Below are 26,129 nucleotides of genomic sequence, written 5' to 3' on the forward strand. Positions count from 1 at the left end.
ATTCGGCCGCTCTGGCACGTGTCCATCCGCTGTTTCCAGCAGGATTAAGCCTACCTGAAGAATGCCGAGTGTTCCAAAACGAGGGTACTAACTGACCTGTCGCCAGAGGAATTCGTAGCTGGTGGCCAACATCCGGGCTGTGGATTCATTATCGGTAGCTCCCGCATGGCCGCCTCCCTCAGGCTCGTGGTAACGCACGTTACCGACGCCAAGGTCCATCATCTTGGCGGCCATGATACGTGCTTGGGACGGTCCCACTCGATCGTCAGAAGTTGTCGTCCAGATCAGCGCCGCCGGATAGTCATCGATCGGATGAGGCTGATCGGTGAGCCGATGCACGGGGGAGAAGGTACGAAGGAACTGCCAATCTTCAGGGATCTCCGGATCACCATACTCTGCAATCCACGAATGACCAGCGGCAAGCTGAGTGTATCGTTGCATATCCAAAAGCGGGACGCCGCAGGAGATTGCGCCAAAAAGCTGCGGGAAACCGGCAATCATATTGCCCATCAACAGGCCGCCGTTCGACCGTCCCGTGGCTGCAAGATGCTTGCGGCTAGTGACACCGCGGGCGACTAGGTCCTCTGCAATTGCGGCGAAGTCTTCGTAGGCGCGGTGGCGGTTCTCGCGCAACGCTGCACGATGCCAGCGAGGACCGTATTCACCGCCGCCTCGGATATTTGTCATGACGTACACGGGGCGGCGGCCAGCCTCAGAGATCCGCGAAAGCCAGCCCGCTCCCATTGCGGGTGCATAGCCAGGGGTCATACTGTGCTGGAATCCGCCGTAACCGTCCATGAGCACGGGGTTCTGTCCATCAAGCTCAAGGTCCTTGACCGAGACTTGGAAATACGGAACGCGGGTACCGTCCTTTGAAGCCGCAAAATGCTGGGTGACATCTAAACCAGCAGCGTCGAAGCGTTCTGGAGACTTTTTGATCTCACGAGGCGCACCGCCGACGGTTCCGCGCAACAGGGTTGTAGGAGTGGTGAAGCCGGTGACCGTCATCCAATAGTCATCGCCGGAATCCTCATCTTCGTCGTCAACCGCTCCCACGGAGACGCTGAGCATTCGGTCCTGAAGTGGAAGAACGGACTGTGCAAAATTATTGTTCAACTCAATTACGCGGACCTCGGATGCAACATCTTGCAACACGGTCAACAGTAGATAATTCGCGGTGAAGGTCAGTGACTCAAGTGAGGAACTTTCATCCGGGGTGAAGACAACTTTTTCAATTAGGCCCCCAGCAAGGAAGGCATCGAGTTGCGCCAGCACCAAAGAGCCAGCAGGAAATAGCTGACCCTGATGAGTCCAGTCTGTTTGTGGCGCAAGCAACAGCCACTGGCGGTGCAGGCGTACCTGGACATCGGTTGGAACATCGATTTCGTGATGTTTTTCCTCGAGGATGACTCCCACGCGTGAGTTGTAGAAATCCAGTGCATCGGTAGTGACGATGCGTTCGAATCCAGGCGTCGAATCATAATAGGCGAACGCTGCCACGTGGGTTTGGTCGACACGGAAAATTACTTCTGCGTCGGCTAATTCTTGGCCACGCACAAGTTTCTGCGTGGTACTTGCGTACGTGGAACGCGTGGTGTTCTCCTCGGTTGTTGCCGATCCGACCAATAACGTGTCGGAATCTATCCACGACACGTCGGTTTTGGCCACGGGTAGATCGAATCCGCCGTCTAAGAAAGTCAGGGTTTCAAGATCGAACTCGCGGATTCGGACCTGGTCACCGCCATCGGGGCTCAACCGCAGCAATGCACGCTTGTGGGCTTCTCCTTCGGCAGGGCGCAGCAACTGCGATCCGGCGAAATGCCATTCATGGCTTTCCTGCTGCGCGTAGGCATCCAGATCTAAAAGGACCTGCCATTGCGGTGCGTCGGAAATGTAGGACTCCCATGTTGTGCGGCGCCAAAGTCCCAGGCGATGTTCTGCATCCCGCCAGAAGTTGTAATAGTAGTCGCCGCGCTTGGTCACCATAGGAATGCGGTCCTGTGCGTCGAGTACTGTCTTGATCCGCTGGACGCTGAGTTCAAACTCGTCATCATAGAGCTCGGATTCGGTGCGTTCGGACTGATCTCTGGCCCAGGCAACGGCTTGTTCGTCGTAGGTTCCTTCCAACCAGGTATACGGATCATTGGTCACGGGGGAAGTAGTGGAGCGTTCAGTCATGCTCAAAGTCTAAGCTCCGTGGACGTGACTCAGGTCAAAGGTATTAATCTAGATAGGTGAGCACATTGACGGAAAACCTGCGGACAGAATTCAACCTCGCTATTGTCGGCGCTGGCCCGCGTGGGACGAGCGTAGTTGAACGCCTTGCCTCGCTTGCTCACAAGCTCGGTGAATCGGCAGTAGATGTGCATGTCACGGTGTTTGATCCTTATCGTCCCGGTGCTGGCCACGTGTGGAATCCTCATCAGTCGCAGAATTTTCTGATGAATACCCCTGCTTCATTTCCTACGGTGGCCCCGGAACGCCAAGCCGACGAGATTGGGCTGAGCTTCAGACAGTTCGCTGCAGCTCACGGTGATGGGAAGCTCATGAGCGATGCCCATGCCGCTGAGCTACGTGCCGTGCAGGACGGTACCTATCCGTCGCGGGCACTATATGGCGAATACTTGGAACACGTATATGACCGCTGCGTACAGGCATTGAACAACCACCCGAATTTCGCGGTGAAATACGTGCCGGCTGAAGTGGTTGCCGTACGCCCGCTGAACAGTGGATATCAAGTGGAATATCGCAAGATCGGGCAGAAGCCAGGGGCCGAATCCGCACTCGTCGTCGATTCAGTCGTCCTCGCAGTGGGACATCAAAACGCTGAACTGAACCCGTGGCAGAAACAATTGCAGCGCTCGGCGCAGAATGCCGGCGCCACGTATCTGCCCCCAAATGTTCCAGCCGATCTTGACTACACACAATTCATTGCAGGTGAACCTGCACTGGTCCGTGGTTTAGGCCTGAATTTCTTTGACGGGATGGCTGAACTGACAATAGGCCGCGGAGGATTGTTCCGTGAAACATCGGTTGAACCAGGACACCGATTCGAGTATGTTGCCTCCGGCCGAGAACCAGAATTAATTGTCGCCTCTCGTCGTGGAACTCCCTATTGGGGCAAACCGGTGGTCGATCAGTTCATCCCTGCAGAAATCACCCTGCATTATTTCGATGCTGATGAACTTACCGGCAGACTGGCTGAAGCTCGCTCCGGGAATCCCGACGCGGCGTTGATCTTCTCACGGCACATCTGGCCAAGCCTTCACCGGGACATCCTGCTTGCCTATTACCGCCAATGTGCGGTGGTCTGTGCGCAGCAGTGGGAGATTTCCCTATCCGACTTCCTGACAGGTCTTGAAGAAATCCTCGACGCCGAACATCACGAGGGAAATCAGGTGTGGCTGGGCAAATTGCGCGAATACATCGCCCAATTCCCACAGCTGACCTGGTTGGACGTACCGGCGCTGGCCAAGCCATTTGATCAGCGTGGATTCAGCTCCAATGAGGAATATCAAGAAGCCGTCCGAGAATACCTGGAAGACAATGCACAGCACAGTGCGTTGGGGCTGGACGACCCACTGTCTCGAGCAATCATGACGATGAATCTTGGCCGGATGGTTATCAAAGACCTAGTCGCCAACGGAGTTCTTGAGGAGCAGTCCAGGATCGAAGAAGTGCAGGCGCATTTCGAGCCGCTGGTCGAGGGACTTTCATCCGGTCCGCCGCTGGAACGCATCGAACAGCTCCTGGCCCTGTCCCGTGCTGGTCTGGTCACCTTCATCGGACCAGAACCCGAGTTTAGTTTTGATGAAGTCAACGGCCATTTCACTGCAGCGTCTCCGTGGGTTGATTCAGAGGTGCACACGGCCACCATCCTTTGCGAAGCGATGATGCCCGCCAACAGGGTCAAGCAAAACAATTCCGAGCTTATGATCCAACTACTGGCAGAACATGTTGCTCGTGTACATAGCTGGAACAACGCAGAAGGCGACACCCTTCCGGGCTCAGGATTCGACGTAGTCGGTGAACCCTACCGACTGGTGAACGCGGAAGGGTTGGCGCATCGAGGCATTTTCGTTTTGGGGCTGCAGCTTTCGTCGGTCCAATGGGGCACCGCCATCGCGGCTCAGGCAGGTGACATCTCCAACCCGGCTTCTCGAACCTTGAAAGATGCTCAGATGGTTGTCAACGAGATCGCACGAATGATCGGCCTGCCCTACAGTGAACTTGAATTGGGAATGAGCAGCTCCGGCTAGAAACCACTGCACCGCGAATCGGGAATAATATCCGGGGCCCTTAGGCTGCAATGAAGGCAAAGAGAAAAGCTCTGCTTCTTCACTAGCGAAGAAGCAGAGCTTTTCAATATCGCGGATGGTATGGGATTTGAACCCATGAGACGGGGTTGCCGCCTACTGGTTTTCAAGACCAGCTCCTTCGGCCGCTCGGACAACCATCCAACCCGAAAAAGTATACGGCATGAACTGCCCAAGACAGGAATCGGTACCTATGAACAACGTGATGAAGGCCTATATCTACGACGGGTCCGGGGGCCCAGAAGTCATCCGAGAAGAACAGCGCGAAGTTCCAGTTGTACTAGATGGCGAGGTGCTGATTAAGGTAGCTGCGTTCGGTCTGAACCGGGCTGATGTGCAACAGCGCAAGGGCGTTTACCCTCCACCACCGGGTGCCAGCGATATCCCGGGGTTGGAAGTTGCCGGTACCATCGAGGCAGTCGGGAATGCCGTGCAAGGCTGGAAAGTCGGGGACAGGGTCGCAGCACTTCTTGCCGGCGGAGGGTATGCACAGTACGTCAACGTCGCCACCGAACTACTATTCCGAATTCCCGATCGACTGTCATTCGCAGAAGCCGCCGCACTGCCGGAGGTTAGCGCCACGGTGGTATCCAACCTCTTCATTGAAGGAAAGCTGGCTGCGGGACAGCGCGTGCTGATCCATGGAGGTGCCGGCGGCATCGGCTCCATGGCGATTCAGCTCGCCAAGGCAGCGGGCGCCACCGTCATCGTGACTGCGTCATCGCAGGCGAAACTGGACTACTGCCTAGACCTGGGAGCTGATGCTGGCATCAACTACAAGGAGCAAGATGTGCTCGCGCGGCTCAAGGAGCTGACCGAGGGGCGCGGGGTCGACGTGATCTTGGATGTCGTTGGAGCAAAATACCTCGATCTCAACGTCAAGGCGCTCGCCGTAGAGGGCCGGCTCGTAGTGATCGGACTTCAAGGCGGAACGAAGGCTGAACTGAACATGGGCCTCCTGCTAGCCAAACGGATCCGCATCATTGGGACCACGTTGCGCGCCCGACCGCTGGAGCAGAAAGCTGCAATCGTGGCGGAAACGAACGAACGGATCCTACCGATGATTGAGGCGCACGAACTTGCGGTCAACGTACACCGGATCTTCGATTTTTCGCAGCTTCAAGAGGCGCATGAGTACTTCGACTCCGGTGTTCATACTGGGAAAATCATCGTTGAGGTTTGAAAATCACGCAGGCCAACGGCGTATGGTGACTAGGTAATACAAATTTCGTGACTGGCGCCATAGGCGCTGGTCACGTGCATCACCTGTATCTTCCAAGGAGGTTGCTCTTCAATGAGTACCCAGAACACGTTGCCCCCGGCAGGTGTAGATCCGGAGATCGCCAAGCAGGAAGAAAAGCGTTGGACCCCCGTGCGCGTCATCGTATGGGTAGCCATTGCGCTGATCGGCGGTATTGCCTGGTCCATGCTTGCGTTTTCTCGCGGTGAAACAATTAACGCGGTGTGGTTCGTCTTTGCTTCGGTGGCAACCTACCTGATTGGTTACCGCTTCTATTCAAAGTTCATCGAACGCAACATCACCAAGCCGGATGACTTCCGTGCGACTCCCGCCGAAAGCATCAACAACGGCCGAGACTATGTGCCAACCGACCGGCGAGTACTATTCGGCCATCACTTCGCTGCGATTGCCGGCGCAGGACCGCTGGTGGGCCCCATCCTTGCGGCTCAGATGGGTTATCTCCCGGGAACCATTTGGATCATTGTCGGCGTGGTGCTCGCCGGAGCGGTGCAGGACTACCTGGTCCTGTTCTTCTCCATGCGACGCGGCGGACGCTCTCTAGGCCAGATGGCCCGCGAAGAGCTGGGATTGATCGGCGGAACAGCAGCCCTGATCGCAACCCTGGCGATCATGATCATCATTACCGCGATCTTGGCGCTGGTCGTCGTGAACGCACTGGGCGAATCTGCGTGGGGCGTGTACTCGGTCGGCCTGACCATCCCGATCGCACTGTTCATGGGAATTTATCTGCGTTTCATCCGCCCAGGCAAGGTTCTGGAAGTTTCCATCATTGGCTTCGTGCTGCTGATGTTTGCCATCATTTCCGGACGCTGGATTGCCGAGTCGCCGTGGGGTGCTGAGCTTTTCCACCTTGACCGCACCACCATCGCCTGGGCCATCATCGGTTACGGATTCGTTGCGGCTGTGCTGCCAGTATGGCTGCTGTTGGCTCCCCGCGATTACCTGTCAACCTTCATGAAGATCGGCGTGATCGGCCTGCTGGCGGTGGCGATCCTGGTTGTTCACCCGGACATCAGTGTTCCAGCAGTTTCTGAGTTCGCCTCGCGCAGCGACGGGCCCGTGGTTGCCGGCAATATCTTCCCGTTCCTCTTTGTGACGATCGCCTGTGGTGCCCTTTCCGGATTCCATGCATTGATCTCTTCGGGTACCACCCCGAAGCTGGTGGAGAAGGAAAAGCAGACCCGTTTCCTCGGATATGGCGGCATGCTGATGGAATCTATGGTTGCCATCATGGCCCTGGTCGCTGCGATCTCCATCGACCGCGGCGTGTACTTTGCCATGAACGCCTCAACCGCAGCCACCGGGGGCACCGTGGAAACCGCGGTAGCATTCGTGAACTCTCTGGGTCTGAGCGGCGTGAACGTGGATGCCAGCACCTTGAGCGAACTGGCAAACAACGTTGGCGAAGAATCGATCATCTCCCGCACCGGCGGCGCCCCAACCCTGGCGGTGGGCATTGCCCACATCATGCACCAGTGGTTCGGCGGAACCGCGATGATGGGATTCTGGTACCACTTCGCCATCATGTTCGAGGCGCTGTTTATCCTTACCGCGGTTGATGCTGGTACCCGCGTGGCTCGCTTCATGCTGCAGGACACCATCGGCAACTTCATTCCGAAGTTCAAGGACAACTCGTGGCGTCCAGGTGTTTGGTTGTGTACGGCAATCATGGTGGCGGGTTGGGGATATATCCTGATCCTCGGCGTCACCGATCCGCTCGGTGGCATTAACACCTTCTTCCCGCTGTTCGGCATCGCCAACCAGCTGCTGGCAGCCATTGCATTGGCGGTGGTCATGGCGATTATGGCGAAGCGCAATCTCTTCAAGTATTTGTGGGTTGTGGTGCTACCGCTGGCCTTCGCAGTGGTGGTCACCTTCGTGGCCAGCTGGCAGAAGATCTTCTCCACCGATGTGAAGGTCGGCTACTTCGCCAACCACAACGCATTCAAGGCTGCCCTGGAGAACGGCGAAACCTCTTTCGCTTCCGCCAAGACAGTTGAAGCAATGGAAGCTGTGGTGCGCAATACCGGCGTGCAGGGATGGCTTTCTGTTATCTTCCTGATCCTGACCGCAGTGGTAGTGACCTCCGCGATTGTCGTAACCATCAAAGCCAAGATCAACGGCGGCGGGAAAGATACCGAAGATCCTGCGATTCCATCAAAGATCTACGCACCGGCTGGCATAATTTCAACTCCTGCGGAGAAGGAATTGGCAGCCCAGTGGAAGACGGTACCTCCCGAGCAGCAGATTCAACGAGGCGGTCACTAGCCGTGGCTAGTTTGCGTGAAAAGCTGAGCTCGGCAAAAAGGTTTGTCGACGGTGTCCTTGGTGCGGATAAATACCAGCACTATCTGGAACACCAAGCTCGTGTTCATCCGGGACAGCCTGTGATGTCCGAAAAGGAGTTCTGGAAAGACTACTCGGATTGGCAGGACAAGAATCCACAAGGACGCTGCTGCTAACACCGTGCTAAAGCGATGAGCGAGGTTCCCTGCTGCGGGAACCTCGCTCACACCTTTTAATGAACCTCAGTGGATACTAGGGAGCGGGTCCATGCCACTTCGTAAGAAATCTGGCCCGAGTTGGTGAACAGTTCTACCTGGTGGGTTGACTCCAGCGCCGAAGCAAGTTCTTGGACTGTCGCCGAAGTAAAACCCAGCTTCTGCCAAAAACCGCCGGATCTTCGGCTAAATAGCCATGCCCTGCTGGCTCCGGACTCTCGTGCGCTGTTCAACGCATACTGCGCCAAATACAGCCCGTAGCCGTTGCCACGATACCTCGGATCAACGGCAACACTGCGGATGAGCGCATTGCTTCCATCGGAGCTGAGCTCAAATCCGGTCAGTGCGATAACTCGCTTCGTCCCTGCTTCTCTAACGGTCCACAGGTGGGTGCCTGGAGAGTCTAGCCCACTGACGGTCAGGTCAGAATCTTGAAGGAATTGAGCGATCTCGTTGAGATCTGGAAATGTCGCACGTTGGGGAATCAACATGTCATGATGCTATCTATCCTCACTAGGCAAGCTGATATTGATGACAGCTGGACCCCGATGCGTTGATCTGGATAATTATTCCGAGCCATCACACAACCTTGAGTCAAATACTGTGCGGAAATACGGGACTGGCCGGTACGCTTAATGCTGATCGATGTAACAACAAGCGGCAAAGTAGTCTGATGGCATTCTTTTCACGTTTGCGGGCACAGCGTGCAGCAAACCGCGAGCTGGGCGAAGGCGTATGGCGCCGAGCTCATGACCGATTTACTCGTTCTATGGACCGGGTATTTCAGGTACTTGAGGGCATCGGTGACAATGATATTTACAACCAGTTGGTAGTTCCGGCGAATGAGATGGCCGAGTTGTTGCCGACCGTGCGCCAATTGTGTGCCGACGCGCAGGCACTGACCCCGAGCGACGATGAAGTCATCCCCGCCGCAACCGCAAGAGTGCATCGTGCATTGACCAAGTCGGCCAATGATTTGGCGACTACTGCACAAGTTATCGCCATGATGCGCATGCAAGCTGAAGCGGGTGGGCCGATTGACGTGGCAGCCGTTGAACACCGCACCCGGATCGTTAAGGAAGACCTTGAGACAGCGGTGAGGGTTCTCTCTGAACTCAAGTAACGAAGCCTTACCATTTCCGTGGCGGAAGACACGTCGCGCTTGCGGTATGTATTAGATTGGTTGCATGACCCAAACTGTTCCAGAACTTAAGTTCCATGACGGAAATTCCATCGACCAGCTTGGCTATGGCGTGTGGCAGGTGCCGGACGCAGAAGCCGAAATCGTGGTGGGCAAGGCGATTGATGCAGGCTACCGCCACATCGACACCGCCCGCATCTACGGCAACGAAGAGGGCGTAGGCCGCGCCATTGCGGCCTCCGATGTTCCCCGCGACGAACTTTTCATCACCACCAAGGTATGGAACGCCGACCAGGGGTACGAGAAAACCCTGCTCGCGGCCGACGAATCACTTGAGCGTCTGGGTCTTGACTACGTTGATCTGTACCTGATCCACTGGCTGCAGCCAAAGCGCGGCACCTACGTGGACACGTGGAAGGCCCTGATCCAGCTTCAGAAGGACGGCAAGGCCAAGTCAATCGGCGTCTGCAACTTCACCGTTGAGGCACTGGAAGAACTCTACGCAGAGACCGGTGTGCGTCCGGTGATCAACCAGGTCGAAACCCACCCATACTTCCCACAGGCTGAACTGCGCGCCTATGAGGCGGAGCACGGCATCCTGCACGAGTCCTGGTCCCCATTGGGGCAGGGCGGCGATCTGCTGACCGACCCGGTGCTGGTAAAGATCGCCGAGAAGCACAACGCTTCGGTGGCTCAGGTTGTCATCGCTTGGCACCTGGCTCTGGGCAACGTGGTGATCCCGAAGTCGGTAACCGACTCGCGCATCGTTGAGAACTTTGCATCGCTGAACGTCACGTTGGACGACGAAGATCTGGCAGCCATCGCTACTCTGGACCGCGGCCCAGAAGGACGCATCGCAGCAGACCCAGCGACCGCCGACTTCGCCTAGACACACTTAAAGCGAAAAGACCCTTGGTTTTATTAGAAACCAAGGGTCTTTTCTTCCCATCGAGCCCCCTGCCGGATTTGAACCGGCGACCTGCTCTTTACGAGGGAGCTGCTCTACCCCTGAGCTAAGGAGGCCTGTACCTGCTAACAGGCACCCCGTAACTTTATCTAAGTAGAACTCAGAACGTCAAAACGACTGGCTCATGAAGCGCAGAATTTAGCAGACCGTACCTTCGGCAGGGACCTTGCCATCGATGAGGTAGCTGTCGACAGCATCGGTGATGCATTGGTTGGAACGCCCATAGGCGGTGTGGCCGTGGCCTTCGTAGGTCAGCAGGTTGCCGTGATCCAACTGCTCGGCCAGCGACTGAGACCACTTGTAAGGGGTGGCCGGGTCGCCGGTGGTGCCAACTACCAGGATGTCGGAGGAACCGGCGGCGTCGAGGACCTCAGGCTGGCCGGTGGACGGGTAGTCCCATTCATCGCAGACGATCTGTCCGTAGGCCAGGTACTTGCCCAGGGTCGGCGAAGCTTTCTCAAGGTCTGCGGCGTCCTTGTCCATGGCAGCGTCGCTGGCATCCATCGGACGGTCAAGGCAATTCACCGCGGTTAGAACGTCCATGGAATTGGAGTTGTACTTTCCATCTTCGCCGCGGTCGGCGCTCAGGTCGGAGAAGTACAGCATCTGATCGACGTTGCCGTCCATCGCCTCGGCCATGGCATTGGTCAGGTACGGCCAGTTCGCATCGTCGTAAAGCGGAAGGATGAAGCCGCTGACGAAGTCAATGATCGGTACAGAACGTCCGTCGGAGGAAACCAACGGTTTCTGCTCGATTTCGGCAAAGAAGTCCTGAAGCTGTTTCTTGGCTTCATCGACGCTGCCGGTGAAGGGGCAATTCTCGCCAGCAAGGCAGTCTTCCAACCACGCGTCGATTTCACCTTCAAAGCCCTGTGCCTGTGCGAGGGTGAGTTCCTCGCCGCTTGCGGTGGGGTCCATGGCCCCGTCCAGGACCAGCCGGCCCACCCTGTCCGGGAAGAGGTCTGCGTAGGTGGCGCCGAGGAAGGTGCCGTAGGAATAGCCCAGGTAGTCGAGCTTGTCATCGCCCAGTACGGCGCGGATGATGTCCATGTCTTTTGCCGCAGATTCGGTGTCTACGTGGCCCAACAGCTCGCCGGTGTTTTTGGCGCAGGCATCGGCGTATTCCTTGGCGTCCTCCACGATGTCGCCGCGGTCGGATTCCTCCCAGGCCTTGAGGTTCTCCTGTCGGCCCTCGTCGACCTCCTTGTCGGTCTGACAGGTGACGGGGGTGCTCTGGCCCACGCCGCGCGGGTCGAAGCCGATGATGTTGTAGGCGCGTTGCAGATCGTTGCTGAACATGACCTGTGCACCCTGGGTGACCAGATCGATGCCGGAGCCTCCCGGTCCTCCCGGGTTGACCAACAGGTTGCCCTGGGCCCCCGCGGCGGCACGGCGGTTCAAGGCCAGTTTGATGCTGTCCTTCTCCGGTTCGTCGTAGTTCAACGGCACCTCGATGCTGGCGCATTCAATGGTGCTCCCGCACTTCTTCCAGTCCAATTCCTGAGAGTAGTACTTGGCCAGCTGCGGATTCTCGGCAGCCTGCACCGTTGCGCTGGCCGAGGCTTCGGCATTCTGGTCCGTAGGCGTGGAGCTGCAGGAGCTGAGCCCCAGGGCGAGCGCGGCTGCCAGTGCCGAGAATCGGAACAGGGTTGGGCGTACGGGCACTATGGTTTTCTCCTTGGAAGTACGGCTGGGATGCATGTCCGCCCGGTGCTACCGCTTGCCGGGGTTCTGCAGCAGTCGGGTCATCAGCGCTTCAAGCGCCATGAGTTGATTGACGTTTGAAGCGATGCGCTTGCGGGCCTGGTCGATGGCGTCGATCTGGGACACCGTTTTCTCCTTGGTCTGCCCCGCCGCATAGTGCGTCAGCTTCTCGCGCAGGTGTTCGTTGACCAGCTCGGTGTTGGTTTTCAACTGCAGGGTCAGGACATCGCGGAAGAATGTGGTCAGGTCCGTGAGCGTGCGGTCGATGGCGTCGAAGCTCGCACGCCGGGCAAAGCGTTTGGCGTTCTCTTCCAGCTCCTTGAACTGTCCGCGCAGACCCGGCGGGATGTTCTCTTCTTCACTCAGGCCGTTGGCACGGCGCAGCTCGGAAACCTTGAGCTGCAGGTCGGTTCCGGTGATCTGCTCGGTGCGCTCGGCAGAAAGCTTGGCAATATCCGCTGCCGCCTGCATCGCCTTGGGCAGGGTGGTGACCCGCAGCGGCAGGTTGACGACGTTCTCGCGCTGCGCCCGGGCCGCCTCATCCTTGGCCAGCATCCGGGCCACACCGATGTGCGACTGTGAGGCGCGCGCCGCAAAACGTGCAAGTTCGGGATCCAGACCGTCGCGGCGCACCAGCAGTTGGGCCACCTCGTCGGTGGCGGGAATGGAAAGGTTCACCGCACGGCAGCGCGAGCGGATCGTCACAAGAACGTCTGCGGGGGAGGGCGCGCAGAGAATCCAGATCATATTCGCCGGCGGTTCTTCGATGGCCTTGAGCATCACGTTGCCGCTGCGTTCGGTCATCCGGTCGGCGTCTTCAATGATGATGATGCGCCAGCGGGCCTGCGACGCCTTGTCCTGTGCCTGAGTGATGATCTCACGGACGTCTTTGACCTGGTATTCGAACTTCTGCGTGGAGACGAACGAGACATCGGGATGCTTGCCGCTGATCACCGCCTGGCAGGTGGGGCACTGCCCGCAACCGGCTGGGGTCTGCGTGCACTGCAGGGCGGCTGCGAAGGCGCGGGCAGCGGTGGTGCGTCCGGAGCCAGGTGGACCTGTGAAGAGCCATGCGTGGGTGGGCTCGCCCTGGTCGACCTGTTCGGTCAGGGTGTTGATGACCCGTTGCTGGCCTGCAAGTTCGGCAAAGACCGGACGCATTACAGCAGCCCTGCCAGGCGCTCGATGATCTGTGCCTGCAATGCCTCCACGCTGTCGGTGGCATCGATGACCAGGTAGCGCTGGGGTGCCCGCGCGGCGAGGTCGTGGAACGCATTGCGGATGCGTTCATGGAATTCATCGGGCTCGGATTCCAGACGGTCGGATTCTTCAACTCCTCCGCTGGCTGCAATGCGGCGCGCGCGGCCGTCGGCCGCCGAAATATCAAGCAGCACCGTGGCGTCCGGTACCAGGCCTCCGGTGGCGAAATTGTTGATCGCGGCTACCTCATCAATGCCCAACCCGCGGCCGACGCCCTGATAGGCAAGGGAGGAATCGACAAAACGGTCGCAGATGACATGGGTTCCGGCGTCCAGGGCAGGAACGATGACCTGCTGTACGTGGGCGGCGCGGGCCGCCGCATACATCAGCGCCTCGGTGCGCGCATCGACTTCACCGTGCCCATGATCCAACACCAGTGCGCGAAGTTCCTCGCTGATCTGCGTGCCGCCGGGTTCGCGGGTCGTCAGGACATGCGCGCCGCGGTCCTCCAGCCAGGATTTGGTGCGCTGCACCTGGGTTGACTTGCCAGCACCGTCGCCGCCTTCAAAGACAATGAACAGGCCGCGCGCGGGGACAGGGGAATCGATACTCACCCCACTAGCCTAACGAACCGTCCTGAACGTAGCTTGTCAACACCCGGGCATCGGCCGCAATGAAGTGAAACGCTGGGAGGCACCCGGAATTTCCGGGCGTACGCTGGAGCCTATGACCAACCCTCTTGAACCTTCGCAGCCGGCAACCGCATGGGATCCCCAAACACTGCTCGTCGCGGGCGGACGCCCCGCCCACGGCGTCGACGCAGCGGTGAACCACCCGGTGACGTTTACCTCGACATTCCATTCGCAGGGGATCGCGGCGCCCGGCGAGAAGGTCTACGCCCGCTTCTCGAATCCCACCTGGGACCCGTTTGAAGAGGTGCTGGGTCAACTGGAGGAAGCACAGCTCCCTGCCCTGGTGTTCTCCTCCGGGATGGCTGCCATCGCCGCGGCGCTGCAGCTGGTTCCGGCGGGAGGCGTGCTGGTCATGCCTAGCCACTCCTACAACGGCTCGCTGAGCCTGAGCAAGGAACTTGCCGATGCGGGTCGGCTGAGCGTGCGGCCGGTGGATATCGCCAACACCGAGGAGGTGGATGCGGCCCTGGAAGGCGCCGATGTCCTCTGGGTTGAGTCGCCTACCAACCCCATGCTTGAAGTAGCCGACCTTCCGGTGCTGCTCGCCGCGGCCAAACAGCACAACGCGCTGAGCATCGTCGACAACACCTTCGCCACGCCCTTGCTGCAGCGTCCACTCACACTTGGGGCCGACGTCGTGGTGCACTCGGTGACCAAGTACCTCTCGGGGCACTCGGACGTGATCCTCGGAGCGGTGGCCACCAGCGACGAAACGCTGCACAGCAGGATCCACGGCTACCGCACCCTGCACGGCGCCATCGCATCTCCCATGGACGTCTTCCTGGCCCTGCGCGGGGTGCGAACGCTATCGGTGCGCCTAGAACGATCGCAGTCCAACGCCCAGGTCCTGGCCGAACGCCTGTCTCAGCATCCAGCGGTCAGCGGCGTACGCTACCCGGGCCTGCCCGGCGATCCGGGACATGCGCGGGCGCAGAAGCTCATGAATGGCTTCGGCTCGGTGATCGCCTTTGAAGCCGGAGACAGCGAGGCGGCTGCTGATGCTGTCATCGAAAAATTCGGGCTCATCACCGGCGCCACGTCCCTGGGAGGCGTTGAAACACTGGCCGAACGACGTGCACGCCACGCCTCGGAGCCAGCCACGGTCCCAACGAACCTGATCCGCCTGTCCGTGGGCATCGAAGCCGTAGAAGATCTCTGGCGGGACCTGTCGAACGCACTGGACCAAATTTAGCTTCGTTCCCGAATCGCACAGCGCGTGGCATAGCGTTCCGCCGCTGGTGGACAAAGGTAAGGTAAAGGCATGCAGTTCATGAAAATGGCACAGATGATCGAGTACTACATGCTCTTCGCCCTGGGGCTGGCCATTGTGGCGCTCGCCGTGTGGGCGCTCATTGATTGCCTGCGCCACCCGGCGGATCGCTTCATTCAAGAAGGAAAGCGGACCAAGGGGTTTTGGACAGGGCTGACGGTTGCCAGCACCGCGGTGGCGCTGTTGTCCATGCTCAGCATCAGCGGCGGCATCCTCCAGCTGATCGCCGCTTGCATTGTCTGCGTCTACCTCGCAGATGTTAAGCCAGCGGTCAGCGGCAAGGGCGGATGGTACGGCTACTAACAGCTGTTCTGAGGCTTCAAACTTCCAAAACCCGGGTTCGTGCGCGTAGCGCACCGACCCGGGTTTTGTGATTGAGGTTATCTTCTGATCTGGAAATCTAAGGCATTGGATAAGATAAGAAGTATGAGTCACACTTTGATCTTGCTTCGCCATGGACAGAGCGAATGGAACGAAAAGAACCTTTTCACCGGCTGGTACGACGTATCGCTGACCGAAAAGGGCCGTGCAGAAGCTGTACGCGGCGGTAAGCTGCTGGCTGAAGCCGGATACAAGCCAGAGGTGCTGCATACCTCGCTGCTGACCCGTGCCATCGTCACCGCGAACCTGGCGCTTGAGTCCGCCGGGCGTTCGTGGATTCCGGTCAACCGCGACTGGCGACTGAACGAGCGCCACTACGGTGCCCTGCAGGGCAAGGACAAGGCCCAGACCCTGGCAGAATTCGGTGAAGACCAGTTCATGCAGTGGCGCCGCAGCTACGACACCCCGCCGCCTGCACTGGCCGATGATTCCGAGTACAGCCAGATCGGCGACGAGCGTTACGCAGCGCTCGGCGACTCGGCCCCGCGCACCGAATGCCTCAAGGACGTGCTTGAGCGCCTTCTGCCGTACTGGGAAAACAACATCAAGGCAGACCTGTCAGCCGGCAAGACCGTGATGGTCACCGCCCACGGCAACTCGCTGCGTGCACTGGTCAAGCACCTGGACAACATCAGCGACGAAGCCATCGCCGGCCTGAACATCCCAACCGGCATTCCGCTGGTATATGAACTGGACGACAACTTCCAGCCGATCACCGTCGGCGGTACCTACCTTGATCCAGAGGCGGCAGCCGAGGCAATCAAGGCGGTTGCGAACCAAGGTCGCAAGTAAACCACGCTTTTCGGCGGCGCATCCTCCCACGGCTTTGGCCGTGGTGGTGAATGCGCCGCCGGTCTAGTTAAACAGCAGGTTGCCATAAAGTATCCGGCTGTGAGCGAAACCATAGCGCAGGATTGTATTTTTGGCATTAGTATGCTGTAATCTCCTATTTCGAATAGGCTCAATGGCTCACGTTAGGAATGCAATTCGTGGCAACTGATTACGACGAAGTCCGCCCGGACGTCGCTGAGGCGCGTAAGGCTTCTTTGGATGCGGTCAAGTCCGCTAACGCACCAGACGCCAAGTCCGTGGTGCGCGAGCTCGACGAGGCCGACCACACCGACGGCATGGATCTGCCTGGTGCAGACCTGTCCAACGAGGAACTGACCGTTACGGTCATTCCGCAGAAGGATGACGAATTCATTTGTGGTTCGTGCTTCCTGATCCGCCACCGTTCGCAGCTGGTTCGTGAAGACAATGGCGTAGGTTTCTGCGTCGAGTGCGAAGGCTAAAACTGAATTAGTACCGTGTCCTGCGCTTGCGCACCACACGGCCTGCAGGGGCTGCTCATAGCGAGCGGCCCCTGCAGTCTTTTAACACCGGTTCGCGCAGCCGTAGTCTCACCGGGCACGGATAGTATTGGCGCATGCAATCTACAACAGTGATAGCGGTGACCGGGGGAGCGCGAGGCATCGGCGCCGCTATCGTGGACCGCGTGGCCGCCGCGGGACACGATGTGCTCATCGGCTACCGCAGCGACCACGGAGCCGCCGAAGCAGCAGCCGAACGTGTGAGATCTCTGGGGCGGAGGGCGGTGACGGCCCGCGTCGACATTACGGATGCCAGGCAGCTGGCCGAGTTCTTCAGGGCCGGTGAAGCGCTTGGACCGTTGACCGGCGTCGTTGCCTCGGCTGGGGCGGTGGAGGCGGTGGGCCACCTCGCCGAACTGGATCCAGAACAGATCCGCCGCGACCTGGAGGTCAACCTCCTGGGGCCGGTGCTCACGGCCCGCGCGGCGATCCCGTATCTAGCCGGTACCAAGGGGTCACTGGTGCTCATTGGCTCAGCCGCCGCAACCATCGGAAGCCCGGGGACCTATGTCCACTATGCCGCCGCCAAGGCTGGAACCGCTGCCCTGGCCGTGGGGCTTTCAAAAGAACTTGCCGATTCCGGCATCCGAGTGAACTGCGTCGAGCCCGGTACCGTGTGGACTGACTTCCATCAAGATCCGCAGCGCCCGGCAAAGGTTGCCGGCGCAATTCCCCTGGGCCGGCCCGGGGACCCTGCCGACATCGCGGGGGCCGTGAACTGGCTGCTCTCCGAAGAGGCCTCCTACACCACGGGAGCTACGATCCGCGTCGCGGGCGGCCTGTAGCGCTGTCCCTGCACCACTAAGTTTCCGCGAGTTAAACGATGCGCCGCCGGCGCCCAGCATGTGGCTGGGTGCCGGCGGCGCAGTTCACGCTGTGCGGGCTTAGACCTCGGAAGGGTCCCATTCGCCGGTGACCAGGTAGGTGACCTTGCGGGCCACCGAAACACCGTGGTCGCCAAAGCGCTCAAGGTAGCGGCTGGTCAGCGAAACGTCGACGGTGGTCGGTGCGTTGGCGGACCAAGACTCGTCGGCCACCTGGGTGAAGACGCTAGCATGCAGGCGGTCCAGCTTGTGGTTCAGCTCGATGATGTCTCGGGCGATCTTCAGATCGCGGGTGTCCAGCAGCTCGGCCACTGCCTTGGCGATCTGGATGTCGATCTGCGCCATCTCGGAGAAGGTCCCGGAGATTTCGGAGGGCAGTGCGCGGCGCGGGAAGCGCAGGCGGGTCAGCTGTGCCAGGTGGCGCGCCAGGTCTCCCATGCGCTCCAGCGATGCGCTCATGCGCAGCGAGCCGACGATCATGCGCAGGTCGGAGGCCACCGGTCCCTGCAGGGCCAGTGTATCGATGGCGCGCTCATCGAGCTGGTTCTGCATGAAGTCGATCTTTGCGTCGGCGGCGATGACCTCCTGCGCCAGCTCTACGTCGGCATTGGACAGCGAGTCCCAGGCCCGGTCCATGGCGGTGGCCACGCGGTTGGCCATCTCGATCAGCTCTTCGCCGATCTGCTGCAGGTCTGCCTGAAATACTTTGCGCACGTGCTTTCCCTTTCAAGGGTTCGGAAGTTGACCATGTTTTTGGGCATGGCGGAGGGTCTGAGTCCAGAATGTCAGCGGGTGATTAACGAATATTCCCAGAAAGGTGAACGTTTGGTGAACAGCTGATCGAATTGGCTGTTTTCACGCCTTGTTGGGCCGGCGGCGCGGTCAATCACAGATAGTCTAATGATGTGAACGAAGTTATTTCGGCCCTGATCGCCGGTGTACTCGGCCTTGCGCTGGGAATCGTCGGTGTTGTGGCCTTCAGGATTTCGCAGCGCCGCGCCGCCCGTCTGCCGCAGGTCGACGAACCGGTGCTGCCGGAGGGAGCCGCCGCGGTGCTCTCCGTGATCGGCCGTGCCTTCGTGATACTCGACGACGTCGACGGGGTGGTGCGCGCCAATCCCGCCTCCTACGCCTATGGGCTGGTCCGCGGTCATACCCTGGTCCACGATGAGCTGCTGTCCCTGGTGCGCCAGGTGCGCGCCGACGGGGTCATCGCCGAAAGCCAGTATGAGCTGCAGCGGGCAACCCTCGGGGCCGGACAGCTGATCGTCCATGTGCGCGTGGCGCCGCTGGGGGATGAGTACATCCTGCTGCTGGCGGACGACCGCACCGAAATCACCCGCACCGAGGCGATGCGCAATGACTTCGTCGCCAATGTCTCCCACGAGCTGAAGACCCCGGTGGGCGCCATCTCGCTGCTGGCCGAAGCCATCAGCGAAGCAGCCGACGACCCGCAGGCGGTGCTGCGCTTCTCTACCCGCATGGGCAAGGAGTCAAGACGCCTGGCGGCGCTGGTTCAAGACATCATCGAACTATCGCGCCTGCAATCCAGCGATGTCATTTCCCACGGCCGGGAGTTCACGCTTGATACGGTGATCGCCGAGGCGGTCGACCGCAATAAGCTGTTGGCCGAGGAAAAGGGCATCACGGTGTCCGTGGGCGGAGAATTGAAGGACACCCTGCACGGCGACCCCGATCTGCTGATGACAGCGCTGCGCAACCTGATCGACAATGCGATCCGCTATTCGCCGCCGAACACCACCGTCGGGGTGGGCGTGCGCCAGCGCGACGGCTACGCCCAGATTTCGGTGACCGATCAGGGGCCCGGCATCTCGGCCGAGGACCAGGAGCGCATCTTTGAACGCTTCTACCGGGTGGACGCCGCGCGTTCACGCCAAACCGGAGGCACCGGGCTGGGGCTGAGCATCGTCAAGCACGTGCTGGCCAACCACGGCGGCGAGGTGACGCTCTGGTCGCAGCCCGGGCAGGGATCAACATTCACACTCAGACTTCCCATGATGGATGAAGAACCGGCTCTTGCGATCGAGCCGGCCACGGATATGAAGAAGAAACAAGCGGTTGCCGCAACGGCGGAAAACCGTGAAGGAGGACGCCGATGACCCGCATCTTGATCGTCGAGGACGAGGAATCGCTCTCAGACCCGCTGTCCTATCTGCTCGAGCGCGAAGGCTTTGAGGTCAGGGTTGCCGACGACGGGATTGTGGCGGTGACCGAGTTCGAGCGCCACGGTGCGGACCTGGTGCTGCTTGACCTGATGCTCCCTGGCCAGCCGGGCACCGAGGTGATTCGGCAGATCCGCGCCACCAGCCAGGTGCCGGTCATCATGCTCACCGCCAAGGACTCGGAGATCGACAAGGTTGTTGGGCTGGAGCTTGGTGCGGATGACTATGTCACCAAGCCCTACTCGTCGCGCGAGCTGTTGGCTCGCATCCGTGCGGTGCTTCGCCGCCAGGGCGAGGTCGAGGAATTGATCAGCAATGTGGTCACGGCCGGTCCGGTGCGCATGGACGTTGAACGGCATATTGTCTCGGTCAACAACTCCGAGGTGTCGATGCCGCTGAAGGAATTCGAGCTGCTTGAGATGCTGCTGCGCAATGCGGGGCGGGTGCTCACCCGCGGGCAGTTGATCGATAGGGTATGGGGCAGCGACTATGTGGGGGACACCAAAACCCTGGACGTACATGTCAAACGCCTGCGCTCCAAGATCGAAGGCGACCCTGCGGCTCCCGAACTGCTGGTGACGGTACGCGGCCTGGGCTATAAGTTCGTCGCCTAAGCGCCGTTGCCGCCCTGGCGGCAGATACGCGAAAGCCCCGATTCCCTGGCAGGGAATCGGGGCTTTGAGCTGCTGTGAAGCTTAGTGGCCGGAGGTAGCCGGGCTTGGCTTCAGGTGCTCGGTGGCGGTTCCGTCGTCGCCGCCTGGAACGAAGGCGCGGTACTCGGCCAGGGTTCCGTCGTTGACTGGAACGGAGAAGTTTTCGGTGCTGCCTTCGGTGGTGAAGGTAGTTTCAGCGTGCTCGCCTGGCTTGACGCCCAGGTTGGTGATCACGGTCTTGTTAGCGTCGTCTTCCAAGCGGATTTCGCCATTGGCTGGAACCTTCACGGTGACCGGTGCTGCGCTTTCAGCCTTGATCGCCAGGCTGATCGGCGCCTTGCCCGAGTTGACCACGGTGCCGATCAGGCGCGCGTCGGTGCCCTCTTCGTTCGTGATGAACATCAGGTTGCGGACCTCTGCGTCGGCGACGTTGAGATTGATGCCATCGCTGGCTGCGTAGTTGGTGGTGGTGGCCTGCTCGTTGATGGCGCCACAGCTGGTGACACCGAATGCCAGGGCTGCCACAGCGAGGGACGCGGCAATGCGGCGTCCAGCGGTCATGCGTGCGGTGATCACGACACTAACTCCTCGGTGAGAATAATGAGTTGCTTGGGTTCGCGGCTACTTGCAACGCCTGTCCTGCTACAAGGGCAAGGAGCTCCGAGGCCGCGATCACCTCTAAGCCTAGCGGTTTTTCGGGCAAACACGTGATTTAGCGACGTGCAACACACGCTTTTCGACAACTTGTAGACAAGTTTCCGCCGGCGGGAAAGGGGCGGTCGGCAATGTGCACTCTATTTTCATACCACGTTTCTCCCGCGTTTGGAAGAGGGAATTCCGCATGATTTCGCGGTTATATGGGGCACACTTGACCGGCATCACCCGCGGTGCGTGGTAGACTGGAAGGCGGGAAAGGGGTTTATCCACATGGTTTTTGAGGTTGGCGAGACTGTTGTCTACCCGCACCACGGCGCTGCAATGATCGAAGAGATCAAGATGCGCAAGATCAAGGGCGAAGAGAAAATGTATCTCAAGCTCAAGGTTGCTCAGGGAGACCTGACGATCGAGGTTCCTGCCGAGAACGTTGATCTGGTTGGCGTGCGTGACGTGGTAGGTCAGGAGGGCTTGGACCATGTGTTCGACGTCCTTCGTGCTGAATTCACCGAAGAGCCGACCAACTGGTCGCGCCGTTACAAGGCAAACGTTGAGAAGCTCGCTTCCGGTGATGTCATTAAGGTTGCCGAGGTCGTTCGCGACCTATGGCGTCGTGAGAACGACCGTGGCCTGTCAGCCGGTGAGAAGCGCATGCTGGCCAAGGCGCGTCAGGTGCTGATCAGCGAATTGGCTCTGGCCAAGGACCTGGATGAAACCAAGGCCGAGGGCCTGTTGGACGAGGTTTTGGCCTCCGCCTAGATCTATAAATTTCTTGTTCAAGCCGCGGGGCGCGTTGAAGCGCACCGCGGCTTGGCATTTAACCGGCAGAAACTTTGAGCACGATAAGCTGTGATGCGTGAGCGAAGCGAAACAACACTATGCATCGGTGATCCTTGTAGCCGCGGGGATGGGCACCCGGCTGGGGGCCGGAGTACCCAAGGCGCTGGTGCAGGTCGCGGGCAAGTCCCTGGCCGAACATGCGCTTGACCGCATCCTCTCGGCCCCGGGGATCGATGACGTCGTCGTCGTCACCCCGCCGAACGACCGGCGGCTGGAAGCTTCGCTGGCCAACTACCCCTTTGCCCTGCGCTTCACGCCGGGTGGCTCCAGCCGGGCTGCATCGGTGCGTGCCGGCCTGCAACTTGTAGATCAGCGGGCGACGAAAATTCTGGTCCACGATGCAGCCCGCGCCTTCGCCCCCGCACAGCTTTTCGAACGCGTCCTGCAGCAGCTGGACAGCCCCGGCTGCACTGCGGCGATTCCGGCGTTGGAGGTCACCGACACCATCTGCGTGGTGGACTCCGCCGAGCAAGGGGCAGGCGAAGTGGTGCACAGCACCCCTGCGCGCTCGACCCTGCGGGCCGTGCAAACGCCGCAGGGCTTCACCGCGCCAACCCTGCGCCAGGCCCATGCGGCACTTGACACGCTCAGCGAGGAACAACTTGAAGCAGTCACCGACGACGCGTCGATCGTGCGGGCGGCGGGCACCGAGGTCTATGTCATCCCCGGATCGCAACAGGCACTGAAGGTCACTAGGCCCGATGACCTGCGCACTGCCGAAGAACTCGCAGCGGCAACTACACCAACTACTGCATCGAAGGAAGAACAAGGCGTGATCATTCCCCGTGTCGGCACAGGCATCGACGTCCATGCGGTCAGCGAAGACCCTGCCCGTGCCATGTGGCTGGCTGGTCTGCATTTCCCCGATGACATCGGGCTCTCCGGTCATTCAGACGGCGACGCGGTGGCTCATGCGGCCTGCGATGCGCTCTTCTCCGCCAGCGGCATCGGGGATTTGGGCACTCACTTCGGGGTGGACCGCCCCGAGTTCGCCGGCGCCAGCGGGGTGCGCCTGCTGGCAGAAGCTGCCCGGCTGGTGCGCGAGGCAGGTTTTGAGATCGGGAATGTCGCGGTGCAGTTCGTCGGCCGCCGCCCCCGCTTCGGTGCACGGCGTGAAGAAGCCAACGCGGTGCTGAGCGAAGCCGCCGGGGCCCCGGTGTCGGTGACCGCCACCACCAGCGACGGGCTGGGCTACGAAGGGGCGGGGGAGGGCATCACCGCCTACGCCACCGCGCTGGTGTATCAGCGTTGATTGGGATTCGTCTCTTAAGGCGTACAGATGGGGCGTACTTCGGATAACCTTTAATCCGTGAGCTTGCGATTCTATGACACCAAATCCGCGTCCGTACGTGACTTCCAGCCGCTGAACGAAGGCCAAGTGAAGCTGTACTACTGCGGCGCTACCGTGCAGGGCATGCCGCACGTGGGTCATGTGCGCAGCGCCATCGTCTTCGACGTCCTGGTGCGCTGGCTTGAATACCGCGGGTTCGCGGTGACCACCGTCCGCAACGTCACCGACATCGACGACAAGATCTTGGAGAAGTCGGCGAACTCCTTCGCGCCGGACTTCACCGCCGATGAGCACTACACGCCGCGAGAAGAATGGTTCTCGCTGGCCTACCGCTTCGAGAACGAATTCGCCAAGGCCTATGCTGCCCTGGGCGTGCGCCGCCCTACCTATGAACCGCGCGCTACCGGGCACATCACCGAGATGCACGAACTGATTTCCACGCTGATCGAACGCGGCCACGCCTACCCGGCCACCGATGACTCGGGCGACGTGTACTTCGACGTGCGCTCCTTCGCCGCCTATGGCGCGCTGACCCGTCAGAACATCGATGACATGCAGGCTGCCACCGACGCGGATCCGCGCGGCAAGCGCGACCCGCGCGACTTCGCCCTGTGGAAGGGGCACAAGGACAGCGACCCGATCACCGCCTCCTGGCCGAGCCCCTGGGGACGCGGACGCCCGGGCTGGCACCTGGAGTGCTCGGCCATGGCCAGCAAGTACCTGGGCACCCACTTCGACATCCACGGCGGCGGCCTGGACCTGCGCTTCCCGCACCACGAGAACGAGCTGGCGCAGTCGGCAGCTGCCGGCCATGGATTCGCCAACTATTGGATGCACAACGGCATGGTCACCTTTGAGGGTGAAAAGATGTCCAAGTCCATCGGCAACACCATTTCGCCGGCCGAAATGCTCGAATTGGCCGACGCCCGCGTGGTCCGCTACTTCCTGGGCCAGGCGCAGTACCGTTCGATGCTGGACTACCGCCCAGACTCGCTGACCGAGGCGGGGGCAGCGGTGGAGCGCATCGACACCTTCATCTCCAACGCCCGCTACCGGCTGGGCGCCGCGGCGGATGTCATCACCGCGACCCATGTGCCAGAGGCCTTCGGCACCGCCATGGACGATGACCTCAATGTGCCGATGGCGCTGGCCTCGCTGCATGACACCGTGCGCCGCGGCAACGCGTCGCTGGATGCCCATGAGGATGGGGCGGTGGCCGAGGCGCTGGGCCAGGTGCTGGCCATGACCCGCGTTCTGGGACTGGACGATGCGGTCGCGGACGGCGCCGCCGTAGCCAGCGTCGAGTCAAAGGTGCTGGACATCTTGATCCAGGCGCAGCTGAACGAACGCGCGGAGGCCCGCGCCGCCAAGGACTGGGCCCGCTCGGATGCCATCCGCGACGCCCTGGCCTCCGCCGGCATCACGGTGCTTGATTCCGCAGACGGCGCCCGCTGGACGCTGAACAACTAAAAGACTTCAAAACAAAGGAAACCTAGATGAGCAAGAAGGGCCCAACCAAGGGCAGTGGCGGTAAGGGACGACGTTCCCTCGAGGGCAAGGGCCCGACCCCGAAGGCTGAAGACCGCCCGTACCACAAGGCTTACCGCAACAAGCAGCTGGCCGAGCGTTCGGCTGCCAAGCGCACCCCGAACCGCACCGAGCGCATCCGCGTCAATGCAGAATTCGTCACCGGCCGCAACTCCGTGGTGGAGGCATTGCGCGCGGGCATCCCTGCCAAGGCGCTGCACGTCGCCATCCGCATCGACGTCGACGACCGCGTCCGCGAATCCCTGAAGCTCGCCGCTGAACTGGGCATTCCGCTGATGGAAGCTTCGCGCCCAGAGCTGGATCGCATGACCGACGACGCGATCCACCAGGGCCTAGCCCTGCAGATCCCGCCATACGAGTACAAGGACGCAGTCCAGCTGGCCACCAAGTCCATCAAGGACTACGAAAAGGGTTACACCAAGACCCAGCCGTTGCTGCTCGCGCTCGACGGCATCACCGATCCGCGCAACCTCGGTGCCATCGTCCGTTCGGCATCGGCATTCGGCGCGAACGGTGTGATCATCCCGGAGCGCCGAAGCGTCGGCATGACTGCTTCGGCGTGGAAGACCAGCGCCGGTGCAGCAGTACGCGTGCCGGTTGCCAAGTGCAACAACCTCACCAGCGCGCTGAAGGAAATCAAGGCTGCGGGCATCTTCGTGATCGGCTTGGACGCCGGAGGAGATATGCAGCTGCCGAACTTCGAGCTTGCCACCGGTCCGCTGTGCATCGTGGTCGGTTCCGAGGGCAAGGGACTTTCCCGTCTCGTTCGCGAAAACTGCGACGCCATCGTTTCGATCCCGATCAACTCGGCGATGGAATCGTTGAACGCATCCATGGCAGTGGGAATTTCGCTTTACGAGGTTTCTCGTTTGCGCGCTGAACAGGGCAAGTAAGACCCCCGTATATTGAGAGTCAAAGGGCTGTAACCCGCACGGTATCGTGCGTCGGTTGCAGCCCTTTGGACTTTGTGATCCGCTTCATATCAACTAATTTTCGTTGTTTTTGAGCGAAAGGAACACCGGAGGCGTTGATTTTTCCCGTATTTACGGGGAATTTACCCTGTTCCGGGACGGCTACTGGCCGATTTGGTGTTGGGGTGCGGTCCGTGTAAAGTTTTATCTCGCGCCGCTGCTACGGAGCAACCGAAACGGTTGAAAGTAACAGCGAAGCGAACAAGTCGGAAACGTCGAGTTGACACTGGTCAGCTTGGTGGTAGGCTTGAAAAGTTGCTCCGGAGCGAAGCAGTCAAACAGTTGGTGTTTGGTTGTGGTGTCGAGGGTGTTTGTTGTTTGAGAACTCAATAGTGTGCCAAGTTTGTTGATACCAAATTATT

General features: G+C 60.1%; 24 protein-coding genes and 2 tRNA genes. 17 read left to right on the top strand and 9 right to left on the bottom strand.

The window, feature by feature from the left end; all coding sequences use genetic code 11:
• Positions 1-87 precede the first annotated feature (87 nt).
• Positions 88-2,178 carry a prolyl oligopeptidase family serine peptidase gene (locus tag RUH64_RS16290; protein WP_313814798.1) on the bottom strand — a complete coding sequence of 697 codons (2,091 nt, stop codon included), beginning with the start codon at positions 2,176-2,178 and terminating at the stop codon, positions 88-90.
• A gap of 56 nt (positions 2,179-2,234) precedes the next feature.
• Here RUH64_RS16290 and RUH64_RS16295 point away from each other — a divergent pair, with 56 nt between their 5' ends.
• Complete coding sequence (locus tag RUH64_RS16295) at positions 2,235-4,259, top strand: FAD/NAD(P)-binding protein (protein ID WP_313814799.1); 2,025 nt, start codon at positions 2,235-2,237, stop codon at positions 4,257-4,259.
• Positions 4,260-4,371: 112 nt separating this feature from the next.
• On the opposite strand, the gene RUH64_RS16300 is transcribed toward RUH64_RS16295, so the two are convergent.
• A tRNA-Ser gene (locus tag RUH64_RS16300) sits at positions 4,372-4,459 on the bottom strand.
• A 62-nt stretch (positions 4,460-4,521) separates the two neighbouring features.
• Here RUH64_RS16300 and RUH64_RS16305 point away from each other — a divergent pair.
• The 3 genes from RUH64_RS16305 (at position 4,522) to RUH64_RS16315 (ending at position 8,039) form a co-directional block, all read left to right on the top strand.
• Positions 4,522-5,499: an NAD(P)H-quinone oxidoreductase gene (locus RUH64_RS16305; RefSeq protein ID WP_313814835.1), complete on the top strand. Its 978-nt coding sequence runs from the start codon at positions 4,522-4,524 to the stop codon at positions 5,497-5,499.
• Positions 5,500-5,610: 111 nt separating this feature from the next.
• Entirely contained in the window at positions 5,611-7,845 is a 2,235-nt protein-coding gene (locus RUH64_RS16310; protein WP_313814800.1) for a carbon starvation CstA family protein, read from the top strand.
• A 2-nt stretch (positions 7,846-7,847) separates the two neighbouring features.
• The gene (locus tag RUH64_RS16315) at positions 7,848-8,039 is read left to right on the top strand and encodes a YbdD/YjiX family protein (protein ID WP_313814802.1); all 192 of its coding nucleotides are present in this window, start codon (positions 7,848-7,850) and stop codon (positions 8,037-8,039) included.
• A 56-nt stretch (positions 8,040-8,095) separates the two neighbouring features.
• On the opposite strand, the gene RUH64_RS16320 is transcribed toward RUH64_RS16315, so the two are convergent.
• Positions 8,096-8,569 carry a GNAT family N-acetyltransferase gene (locus tag RUH64_RS16320; protein ID WP_313814803.1) on the bottom strand — a complete coding sequence of 158 codons (474 nt, stop codon included), beginning with the start codon at positions 8,567-8,569 and terminating at the stop codon, positions 8,096-8,098.
• A 182-nt stretch (positions 8,570-8,751) separates the two neighbouring features.
• Here RUH64_RS16320 and RUH64_RS16325 point away from each other — a divergent pair, with 182 nt between their 5' ends.
• Both RUH64_RS16325 and RUH64_RS16330 read left to right on the top strand, forming a co-directional pair.
• Positions 8,752-9,201 (top strand): hypothetical protein, encoded by a 450-nt coding sequence (locus RUH64_RS16325; RefSeq protein ID WP_313814804.1) that lies wholly within the window; start codon positions 8,752-8,754, stop codon positions 9,199-9,201.
• Between the two features lie 64 nt (positions 9,202-9,265).
• On the top strand, positions 9,266-10,108 hold the full coding sequence (locus RUH64_RS16330; RefSeq protein WP_313814806.1) for an aldo/keto reductase: 843 nt from the start codon (positions 9,266-9,268) through the stop codon (positions 10,106-10,108).
• A gap of 62 nt (positions 10,109-10,170) precedes the next feature.
• On the opposite strand, the gene RUH64_RS16335 is transcribed toward RUH64_RS16330, so the two are convergent.
• The 4 genes from RUH64_RS16335 to tmk all read right to left on the bottom strand — a co-directional run bounded on the left by RUH64_RS16335 (position 10,171) and on the right by tmk (position 13,704).
• Positions 10,171-10,242 (bottom strand) — tRNA-Thr (locus RUH64_RS16335).
• An 82-nt stretch (positions 10,243-10,324) separates the two neighbouring features.
• Positions 10,325-11,851 (bottom strand): alpha/beta hydrolase, encoded by a 1,527-nt coding sequence (locus tag RUH64_RS16340; RefSeq protein ID WP_313814808.1) that lies wholly within the window; start codon positions 11,849-11,851, stop codon positions 10,325-10,327.
• Between the two features lie 48 nt (positions 11,852-11,899).
• Positions 11,900-13,051 (bottom strand): DNA polymerase III subunit delta', encoded by a 1,152-nt coding sequence (locus RUH64_RS16345; protein WP_313814809.1) that lies wholly within the window; start codon positions 13,049-13,051, stop codon positions 11,900-11,902.
• A complete protein-coding gene (gene tmk / locus RUH64_RS16350) occupies positions 13,051-13,704 on the bottom strand; it encodes a dTMP kinase (protein ID WP_313814810.1) in 654 nt (217 codons plus the stop codon). The genes RUH64_RS16345 and tmk overlap by 1 nt, the downstream gene beginning before the upstream one ends.
• Positions 13,705-13,816: 112 nt before the next feature.
• Between tmk and RUH64_RS16355 the strand changes: the two genes are divergently transcribed.
• The 5 genes from RUH64_RS16355 to RUH64_RS16375 all read left to right on the top strand — a co-directional run bounded on the left by RUH64_RS16355 (position 13,817) and on the right by RUH64_RS16375 (position 17,588).
• A complete protein-coding gene (locus RUH64_RS16355) occupies positions 13,817-14,974 on the top strand; it encodes an aminotransferase class I/II-fold pyridoxal phosphate-dependent enzyme (protein WP_313814814.1) in 1,158 nt (385 codons plus the stop codon).
• A 69-nt stretch (positions 14,975-15,043) separates the two neighbouring features.
• Positions 15,044-15,355 carry a DUF2516 family protein gene (locus RUH64_RS16360; RefSeq protein WP_313814816.1) on the top strand — a complete coding sequence of 104 codons (312 nt, stop codon included), beginning with the start codon at positions 15,044-15,046 and terminating at the stop codon, positions 15,353-15,355.
• Between the two features lie 123 nt (positions 15,356-15,478).
• The gene (locus RUH64_RS16365) at positions 15,479-16,225 is read left to right on the top strand and encodes a phosphoglyceromutase (protein WP_313814818.1); all 747 of its coding nucleotides are present in this window, start codon (positions 15,479-15,481) and stop codon (positions 16,223-16,225) included.
• Positions 16,226-16,422: 197 nt separating this feature from the next.
• Entirely contained in the window at positions 16,423-16,725 is a 303-nt protein-coding gene (locus RUH64_RS16370; RefSeq protein WP_141367254.1) for a DUF4193 domain-containing protein, read from the top strand.
• 134 nt (positions 16,726-16,859) lie between these two features.
• On the top strand, positions 16,860-17,588 hold the full coding sequence (locus tag RUH64_RS16375) for an SDR family oxidoreductase (protein ID WP_313814821.1): 729 nt from the start codon (positions 16,860-16,862) through the stop codon (positions 17,586-17,588).
• Between the two features lie 99 nt (positions 17,589-17,687).
• On the opposite strand, the gene phoU is transcribed toward RUH64_RS16375, so the two are convergent.
• Positions 17,688-18,341, bottom strand: coding sequence for a phosphate signaling complex protein PhoU (gene phoU, locus RUH64_RS16380; RefSeq protein WP_313814822.1), 654 nt, complete (start codon positions 18,339-18,341; stop codon positions 17,688-17,690).
• 191 nt (positions 18,342-18,532) lie between these two features.
• Here phoU and RUH64_RS16385 point away from each other — a divergent pair, with 191 nt between their 5' ends.
• Positions 18,533-19,747: an ATP-binding protein gene (locus RUH64_RS16385; protein ID WP_313814824.1), complete on the top strand. Its 1,215-nt coding sequence runs from the start codon at positions 18,533-18,535 to the stop codon at positions 19,745-19,747.
• The gene (locus RUH64_RS16390; RefSeq protein WP_313814826.1) at positions 19,744-20,424 is read left to right on the top strand and encodes a response regulator transcription factor; all 681 of its coding nucleotides are present in this window, start codon (positions 19,744-19,746) and stop codon (positions 20,422-20,424) included. Before RUH64_RS16385 ends, RUH64_RS16390 begins: the two co-directional genes overlap by 4 nt.
• An 81-nt stretch (positions 20,425-20,505) precedes the next feature.
• On the opposite strand, the gene RUH64_RS16395 is transcribed toward RUH64_RS16390, so the two are convergent.
• Positions 20,506-21,039: a hypothetical protein gene (locus tag RUH64_RS16395; RefSeq protein WP_313814827.1), complete on the bottom strand. Its 534-nt coding sequence runs from the start codon at positions 21,037-21,039 to the stop codon at positions 20,506-20,508.
• Positions 21,040-21,390: 351 nt separating this feature from the next.
• Here RUH64_RS16395 and RUH64_RS16400 point away from each other — a divergent pair, with 351 nt between their 5' ends.
• The 4 genes from RUH64_RS16400 (at position 21,391) to rlmB (ending at position 25,689) form a co-directional block, all read left to right on the top strand.
• Entirely contained in the window at positions 21,391-21,876 is a 486-nt protein-coding gene (locus RUH64_RS16400) for a CarD family transcriptional regulator (protein ID WP_022877089.1), read from the top strand.
• A 97-nt stretch (positions 21,877-21,973) separates the two neighbouring features.
• Positions 21,974-23,209: a 2-C-methyl-D-erythritol 4-phosphate cytidylyltransferase gene (ispD, locus tag RUH64_RS16405; protein WP_313814831.1), complete on the top strand. Its 1,236-nt coding sequence runs from the start codon at positions 21,974-21,976 to the stop codon at positions 23,207-23,209.
• 57 nt (positions 23,210-23,266) lie between these two features.
• Positions 23,267-24,718, top strand: coding sequence for a cysteine--tRNA ligase (gene cysS / locus RUH64_RS16410; protein ID WP_313814832.1), 1,452 nt, complete (start codon positions 23,267-23,269; stop codon positions 24,716-24,718).
• A gap of 26 nt (positions 24,719-24,744) precedes the next feature.
• On the top strand, positions 24,745-25,689 hold the full coding sequence (gene rlmB / locus RUH64_RS16415) for a 23S rRNA (guanosine(2251)-2'-O)-methyltransferase RlmB (RefSeq protein ID WP_313814833.1): 945 nt from the start codon (positions 24,745-24,747) through the stop codon (positions 25,687-25,689).
• The last annotated feature ends 440 nt before the right edge of the window (positions 25,690-26,129 follow it).

The organism is Glutamicibacter sp., assembly GCF_032154645.1.
In the GTDB taxonomy this organism is placed as follows: domain Bacteria; phylum Actinomycetota; class Actinomycetes; order Actinomycetales; family Micrococcaceae; genus Glutamicibacter.